This is a genomic window from Sphingomonas sp. S-NIH.Pt15_0812, from assembly GCF_003951315.1.
Classification (GTDB): Bacteria; Pseudomonadota; Alphaproteobacteria; order Sphingomonadales; family Sphingomonadaceae; genus Sphingomonas.
The window spans coordinates 1-4,076 of the sequence record NZ_QLJH01000076.1 but is presented as its reverse complement, the minus strand read 5'-3'; the positions used below and the strand labels follow the sequence as shown (position 1 = coordinate 4,076).

The 4,076-nt window shown below is 59.9% G+C and carries 4 protein-coding genes and 3 pseudogenes; 4 read left to right on the top strand and 3 right to left on the bottom strand.

What is annotated here, in order from left to right:
- Together BRX43_RS20675 and BRX43_RS19845 are read left to right on the top strand one after the other, a co-directional pair.
- Window positions 1-110 (top strand): annotated as a pseudogene (locus tag BRX43_RS20675) (IS630 family transposase); the annotation flags it as partial.
- Between the two features lie 26 nt (window positions 111-136).
- A complete protein-coding gene (locus tag BRX43_RS19845) occupies window positions 137-379 on the top strand; it encodes a hypothetical protein (protein ID WP_125996773.1) in 243 nt (80 codons plus the stop codon).
- Between the two features lie 164 nt (window positions 380-543).
- Here BRX43_RS19845 and BRX43_RS19840 read toward each other — a convergent pair.
- The 3 genes and pseudogenes from BRX43_RS19840 to BRX43_RS19825 form a co-directional block, all read right to left on the bottom strand.
- Window positions 544-1,557: pseudogene (locus tag BRX43_RS19840) on the bottom strand (IS481 family transposase).
- 42 nt (window positions 1,558-1,599) lie between these two features.
- The gene (locus tag BRX43_RS19830; protein ID WP_125996772.1) at window positions 1,600-1,989 is read right to left on the bottom strand and encodes a type II toxin-antitoxin system VapC family toxin; all 390 of its coding nucleotides are present in this window, start codon (window positions 1,987-1,989) and stop codon (window positions 1,600-1,602) included.
- Window positions 1,982-2,230: an AbrB/MazE/SpoVT family DNA-binding domain-containing protein gene (locus BRX43_RS19825; protein WP_125996771.1), complete on the bottom strand. Its 249-nt coding sequence runs from the start codon at window positions 2,228-2,230 to the stop codon at window positions 1,982-1,984. The genes BRX43_RS19830 and BRX43_RS19825 overlap by 8 nt, the downstream gene beginning before the upstream one ends.
- A 243-nt stretch (window positions 2,231-2,473) precedes the next feature.
- Here BRX43_RS19825 and BRX43_RS19820 point away from each other — a divergent pair.
- A pseudogene (locus BRX43_RS19820) lies at window positions 2,474-3,016 on the top strand (recombinase family protein).
- Window positions 3,017-3,497: 481 nt separating this feature from the next.
- Window positions 3,498-4,076: CHASE3 domain-containing protein (locus BRX43_RS19815; protein WP_206433310.1), on the top strand; the 579-nt coding region annotated here is incomplete at its 3' end.

Here is a 4,076-nt window from a genome sequence, read left to right as displayed (position 1 = left end):
CAGAGCGATCCCATGAAGCAACATGGCGCCGTGTCGGATCGCTCCTCAATGCCTTCTCACCAGACGAGTGCCGCAACTATCTGCGCAACTCCGGATATGCGTCAGCCTGATGTCATCATGGTCTAGGAGTGGATCCATGCAGCAGGATGTCGTGACCGTCGGTGTCGATCTGGCGAAGAACGTGTTTCAGGTCCATGCGGTTGGTGCTGATGGAAAGGTGGTAGTGCAGCGGCAGCCCTGTCAGAAACACGATCTTGCGGTCGAACATCATAGTTTCGCTTTCCTGCTGCGCATTAAATGGTACGATAACGTACTATTATTTGGCAGGGCCGTTCGCAATGGGTTTAAGGGTGCCGCAGAAATGCAGAAGGTGGGTTGACTGCGACGTGCGTCGAATCACGCGATCTGCTTGCGGCCGGCTATCCCAATTTTGAAGCGGTCCGGCTGAGTGTCGCCGCCGACGTCAACACGACCTATCTCGAGGCAAAGGGGTATGCTGCTGAATGCGAAAACGCCGAAGAAATGCTGTGGATTTTGAGGACGCTAGGTGTTCAGTCCCGGCATCTGGTGGATCGGGTTGACGATGAACCGGTCTGGCTCTGACGTCCAGATCTTGGCGATGTATTCGTAGGGTGTGAGCCGGCTAAGCGTCTTGAGCCGGCGGGCGAAATTGTAGGCGGCCATGAAGTCGGCGAGGTGCGTGCGCAGCTGGTCATGGCTTTCGTAGTGGAAGCGTTTGACGGTCGCCTCCTTGATGGTGCGGTTCATCCGCTTGACCCCGGCCTCCGCCGGGGCAGGCTCTGCCCGTTGGTCCATGGATGGTTAGGCTTCGTGAGCCGATGCTCGATGTCGTTGGCCTAGCAGATCATGTCGAAGCGCATCTGACGCGACCAGGCGGTGTTGCGGTTGCGGGGCTGCTCGGCGAACTGGATGCCGTTGTCGGTCAGGATGGTGTGGATGCGATACGGTACGGCTTTCAGCAGATGTTCGAGAAACTCCCATGCTGTTCGGCGATCAGCCTTGTCGACCAACTGCGTGACGGCGAACTTGCTGGTGCGGTCGATACCGACGAACAGGTAGAGCTTGCCTTCGGCAGTTTGCACCTCAGCGATATCGATGTGGAAGAAGCCGATCGGGTAGCGCTTGAAGCGTTGCCGCTTCGGTTTGTCGCCCTCGATATCCGGCAGGCGGGAGATGCCGTGCCGCTGGAGGCAACGATGCAACGCTGACCGCGTCAGGTGCGGTATCGACGGCTGCAACGCATGGAGACAGTCGTCGAGCGGCAACAGCGTGTGGCGCCGGAACGCCACAACCATCGCCTCTTCGGCCTCGGACAGAGTGGTGGAATGAGGGGCCTTCGGCCCGGTCTTTAGATCCTCGACCGTGGCCCGCTTCCGCCATTTGGCCACGGTCTTGGGATTGATCCCCAACTCACGGCTCAACGTGGCGAGCGAAGCTTGCGATCGCTGTATTGCTGCTCGGACGGCGTGCGTGGTCGTGGCGAGTGATCGCATGCGATCACTCATGACGTACCTGTCCCATACGGCCTCCTTCCATTCCAACGAAAGGATCGCACCATCAAACCGTGGGATCAAACACCTAGCCACGAACATTGGTCGCGGTGATGGCAACGTCCGCCTCCGTCAGAGCGGCATCGGTGGTGTAGATTTCTGCACCGAGTTCGATCGCCAAGGCGAGACATGCCCGATCTCCCAGCGATAGGCCGAGTGGCCGGGTGGCGGGACGCAGGTCACCGATCAGCATCGCCTGACTCTGTGTCAAAGGTCGGATGTCGAGATGCAGCCCGCCCAAGGCTTCTTTAACCTCGTCGAGGGAGAGGCCTCGCTCGCGGAGTTTGGACACGACCTCTGCCAGGTTCGTTGCACCGATCAAGGAACGGGCCAAAACTCCTGCGACCCGATCGGCTCCAGGCTCATCATTGAGCAGACAGAGAAGCGCGGACGCATCAAGTACGATCTTGTTACTCATGCTCCGCCTCGGCGCGGCGGTCCTGGATCAGCTCATCAGACAGGTTTGATCCCTCCGGGATATGCCGACGGAGGATAGCCCGCGCCCGCTCAAGGGCTTTGGATAGGGACCGTACTCGCAGCTCGCCATTATCGATATCAACCATGACGGTATCGCCTGCGGCTATACCCAGCTCACGACGCATGACTGCGGGTATGACCAGCTTACCCCCTTCCACAATCTTTACGCGTTGCGCTTCCATCTACCCGTTCCTTTCTTAGTACCAAGAACATAAAACATGTACCATTCTTTGTGTGTGCCATCATCCTCAGACTGATAGTGCAGGGAGATTTCGATGCCCTTATTCCACACCTGCCATTCATAAAGCGTTCCGTGGCTCATTAGAGCTGGCCCGGTCAGCTAGGCTACGCAGCGCCGCTATACCAACTTAGTAGGTGTGGTCAGGTTACGGGGCTACAATGGGTATACCCGAAAGAGCCGAGGCATGACGAACCAGGAGAACAGCAGCGGAGTTCAGGCGGCGCGGGTCTATCTTCGCGTCAGCACCGACGAACAGGACCTTGTGCGCCAGGAGTCGATCGTGGCCGGCGCGCGGGCGGCGGGCTTCTATGTGGCGGCGGTCTACCGGGAGAAGGCGTCGGGGGCTCGGCCCGACCGGCCCGAATTGCTGCGCATGGTCGCGGACCTGCAACCGGGCGAGGTCGTGATCGGGGAGAAGATCGATCGGATTAGCCGTTGCGGGTCGCCTTGCAGACCACACGCGACGATTATGAAACCCGCCGCGAACGGCAGCGCGAGTGGATCGAGATCGCCAAGCGGGCCGGGCGCTATACCGGTCGCAAGCCCGACTTGGCGCATCATCGGCCTGCGCGAGGCGGGGATGAGCATCGCCCGAACGGCGGAGCTGGCCGGATGCAGCATCGCTCAGGTGAAACGGGTGACGGCTCTGCACCGTGCCAAGCTGGTAGCGCAATCGGACAATCAAACCTCGGCGCAGGTCAAAGCTGCGGCGAAAAACATACCATGATGGAATGGTATCTTGGAAATATTATTCCAAGATCTGGAAGGTCCTGCGATTTCGACAAGGGTTCACCGATCGCTTCATAAAGGTTGTGAGCTGAATGGCTCGCCGTTCCGGTTCGGCGCTCCGATATTATCCCATGACCGGCATACCGCATGTCTCAGGCCATATCGATGTTGGCGGGTGTCGGGGGTCGCCAAGCCTTATCGACGGTATCGAGGGCATTCAGCAGATCATCGGTAAAACGGTCGTTTGTCATCGGCATTGTCGTCTGCAGCGCTGGGCTGGAAAGCAAGGCTGCGTGGCCGGGTTGATCGGCACTACGTCTCGCGAGGCATCGGTGGACCCGCCCATCGACGAACCGACGAACCGGAGGCGTCCTGCTAATCTGCTGCTAACCAAATCGATATAATCGTTTCGGGTGTTTAGCTCTCTCTATACTCGCATCGGCATCCTCGCGCTCGTCGTCATCGTCGCGCTCGCGTCGTTGGCGTGGCTGTTGTCCGATGCGGCGCATCAGACCGGCAGGAGCTTCCGCTGGGTAACCCACTCGGCAACGATCATCCAGACGATGGATGAAGCGATGGGCGATCTACGAGAGGCGGAGTCGGGACAGCGAGGTTTCATCCTGACCCATGACCCTGCCTATGCCCGGACGTTCAATGAATGCATCAAGCACGCAGGCGTCAATACGGGCCGGGTCATAGCTCTGACGACGGACAATCCGGTCCAGCATACCCGTGCGCGCGAGATCGCCCGGTTGATGGCGGAACGATCCATGGCGCTCCGTCATTCGCTCGATCTGGGTAGGGCAGGGGATTTCGCCGGCGCGCGCGCCTTTGTGACAAGCGGGGTCGGCCGCGAACTGATGGATGCAATCACCGTCCGCACGCAAGGCTTCCTCGATGAGGAGCGGGCGTTGCAGACGGTGCGGGTCGGGGCGGCGGAACATCGGCTGGCACGCAGCAGGCGGCTGGCGCTGGCGGGCGCATCCATTGTCGCGATCCTCCTCCTGTTGGCCTGCGCTTTGCTGATTCGCGGCATCCGGCGACCGCTGGCCGCGATG

Excerpts from the sequence above, each read along its gene's own strand:
- BRX43_RS19845 (WP_125996773.1), top strand. The coding sequence starts at position 137 with ATGCAGCAGGATGTCGTGACCGTCGGTGTCGATCTGGCGAAGAACGTG.
- BRX43_RS19830 (WP_125996772.1), bottom strand. The coding sequence starts at position 1,989 with ATGAGTAACAAGATCGTACTTGATGCGTCCGCGCTTCTCTGTCTGCTC.
- BRX43_RS19825 (WP_125996771.1), bottom strand. The coding sequence starts at position 2,230 with ATGGAAGCGCAACGCGTAAAGATTGTGGAAGGGGGTAAGCTGGTCATA.